The 2813-nt window shown below is 72.2% G+C and carries 2 protein-coding genes and 1 pseudogene; all 3 read right to left on the reverse strand.

Going from position 1 to position 2813, the window contains the following annotated elements; translation table 11 throughout:
* On the reverse strand, nucleotides 1-1062 hold a 1062-nt coding region (locus VFV89_RS16290; RefSeq protein WP_329707009.1), incomplete at its 3' end, for an extracellular solute-binding protein.
* A 59-nt stretch (nucleotides 1063-1121) separates the two neighbouring features.
* Nucleotides 1122-2249 carry an ROK family transcriptional regulator gene (locus VFV89_RS16295; protein ID WP_329707010.1) on the reverse strand — a complete coding sequence of 376 codons (1128 nt, stop codon included), beginning with the start codon at nucleotides 2247-2249 and terminating at the stop codon, nucleotides 1122-1124.
* 128 nt (nucleotides 2250-2377) lie between these two features.
* Nucleotides 2378-2813: pseudogene (locus tag VFV89_RS16300) on the reverse strand (cation transporter); the annotation flags it as partial.

Here is a 2813-nt window from a genome sequence, read left to right on the forward strand (position 1 = left end):
GTTCTTCGCCAGGATCGACTGGTAGTCGTCGCTAAGCATCAGGGCGACGGCCTCCTGGGCGAGCTCCTGGTTCTGGGACTTCGCGGCGACCGCGATGTCCGAGCCGCCGAGCAGCACCGGCGCGGGCTGGCCGTCGGAGCCGGGGAGCGCGAAGACGCCGACCTTCTTGGCCAGGTCCGGGCAACCGGTCTTCGGGTCGTTGAGCAGGCCCATCACCCAGCCCGGCGTGGACATCATGCCGGTCTCGCCGGCGCAGAACGGCGTCCACGGGTCGGCCTCGTTGCCGTCCTTCGGCGCGCCCGATGCCTGCTCGAACAGCTGCTGCGCGCGCTCGAGGCCCGCGATGGACTCGTCGGACTCCAGCGCGCCCTCCCCCGTGCCGTCGTTGTCGACGGCGAGGTCGCCGCCGGCGTCCCAGATGAACGCGGCGCCGTTGCGCCAGTCCTGGCCCGGGAACCAGAAGCCCGAGAAGTTCCCCGGCTGCGGGTTGGCCTCCTTGAGCTTGACCGCCGTGTCGACGAACTCGTCCATCGTGGTCGGCACCTCGAGGCCGGCCTTCTCGAAGAGGTCGGTGCGGTAGAAGATGTACTTCGAGCCGGCGTAGTAGGGGACGGCGTAGGTCGTGCCGTCCACCTGGGCGCCCGCCACGAAGCCCGGGAGCAGGTCGTCGCCGCCCCAGTCCTCGAGGTTCGCGCTCACGTCGCTGAACGCGCCGGCGGCGGTGAACGTCGGCGCCTGGGTGTTGCCGACCTCGACGACGTCCGGGGTCTCGGAGTCGCTGGACAGCGAGGTGGTCAGCTTCTCGACCAGCCCCTCCCACTCCTGCTGCTCGATGGTCAGCGTCGAGCCGGCGTGCTGGTCCTCGAAGGTCTTCTTCAGCCAGTCCCGGGCCTCCTGGGGCGTGTCCGTGCCGTTGAGCCAGACCCGGATGTCCGCCTTGTCGGGGCCGCCGCCGCTTGTGGCCGCGTCGGCATCGTTGTCGTCGCCGCACGCGGACAGGCCGAGCCCGAGCGCGAGCACGCCGGCCGTGGCGAGCGCAAGGTTCCTCTTGAAAGTGCGCACCCTGGTGTTCCTCTCGATGAATGCTGACTTACTGGGCGATGCCGGCGGGTTGAGTCGTCTCACGACACCCCCAGCTGACCGGCCAGGACGAGGACGGCGGCGCCCACGAGCACCACGTCGTCGCCCAGGGCGGACGTGCGGACCACGAGCTCCTCGCCGGAGACCGGCATCGCGCGCTCGCGGATCGTGCGGTCGACGGCCGCGAGCAGCGGCCCGTCGAGCAGCTCGAGCGGGCCGCTGAGCACCAGCTCGTGCAGGTTCAGGGTCCCGACGACCGGGGCGAGGGCCACCCCGACCTGGGTGCCGACCTCGGCGAGCGCGTCCGCGCCGCCGGCGGCGAGCCGCTCGCGCAGCCGGGGCGCAGCCAGCACGGTCTCGAGGCAGCCGCGTCGGCCGCACGCGCACTGGGCGCCGCCCGGGTCGATCACGACGTGCCCGACCTCGCCGGCCGCCGAGCGGTGGCCGTGCAGGAGGACGCCCTCGAGCACCAGCCCGGCGCCGACACCGGTGCCGACCCGGACCAGCATCAGCCCGCCGTCGCCGGCGTCGCCGAACGTGTGCTCGCCGAGGACCGCGGTGTTGGCGTCGTTCGCCACGAAGACGGGGACCTGGAACGCCGCTCTGAGGCCCTCGGCCAGCGGGGTGCCGTGCCACCCGAGGTTGGGAGCGTCGACGACGACCCCGGCGGCGTCCACGACGCCCGGGGTCCCGACGCCGACGCCGAGCACGGGGCGGGTGGCGGCGTCGAGGAGCTCGCGGACCAGCTCGTGGACCAGGTCGACGGCGTCCTGCCCGCGCCGACCCTCGAGCGGCCGGCTACGCCGCTGCTGGACGTCGCCGGAGAGGTTGAGCAGCGCTCCGGAGACCAGGCCGTCGGCCGAGAGGTCGACCGCGACGATCTGGCGGGCCTCCTCGGCCAGCTGGACCAGCACCGGCGGCTTGCCGACCCGGCCCTGCACCGGCGCCGCGGACTCGGTGAGCAGTCCCTCGGCGACCAGGCCGCCGACGACGTCGGAGACCGAGACCTTGGTCAGGCCGCTCGAGCGAGCGAGGTCGGCCCGGCTGGCCGGGCCGTGGCGGAACAGCAGCTGGAGCAGCAGCGCCCGGTGGTGGCGACGAGTGTCCTCGGGAAGCAACCGGCCCGAGGGCCGCAGCGCCCGGCGGACCGGCGTTGAGGTGCTCGTCACATTTGTTAGGAAACCTCACTTACTTATTCCGTGTCAAGGGGTGCACAGAGAAGGAACGCAACTTTGCTTTACCTTCCGGGTCGGTGGGCCCCGGGAGGACAAGTAGCCTTCCTTTACCTTCCCGCGCGTCAGACCGTCAGGGAGGCGTCCGCCGGCAACGACAGGGTCAGGACGGCGTCCTCGATGAGCTCGTCCCGCTCGACATCGGCCTCGACCCGGCGCAGGCGGACGGCGAGGTCGGGCTCGCGGTCGTCGCCGGTGAGGTCGACGGCGGCCACGACGAACAGCCGCTGCGGCCCGACGTACTCCAGGTGGAGATAGGTGACCCGGGCCACGTAGGGGTGCTCGAGGATCCGTTCGAGAACGGCGGCGCGGAGCTGGGCGCTGTCGCCCTCACCGAGCAGGTACTGCATGTTGCGGCGCATCAAGAAGATCGCGACGGCAGCCAGCAGCACCCCCACCGCGATCGACCCGAGGGCGTCGTACTCGTGCCGGCCGGTGAGCTGGTGCAGGCCGATGCCGGCGCCGGCGAGCACGAGGCCGATCAGCGCCGCCGAGTCCTCG

This window comes from Nocardioides sp. (assembly GCF_036274455.1).
In the GTDB taxonomy this organism is placed as follows: Bacteria; Actinomycetota; Actinomycetes; order Propionibacteriales; family Nocardioidaceae; genus Nocardioides.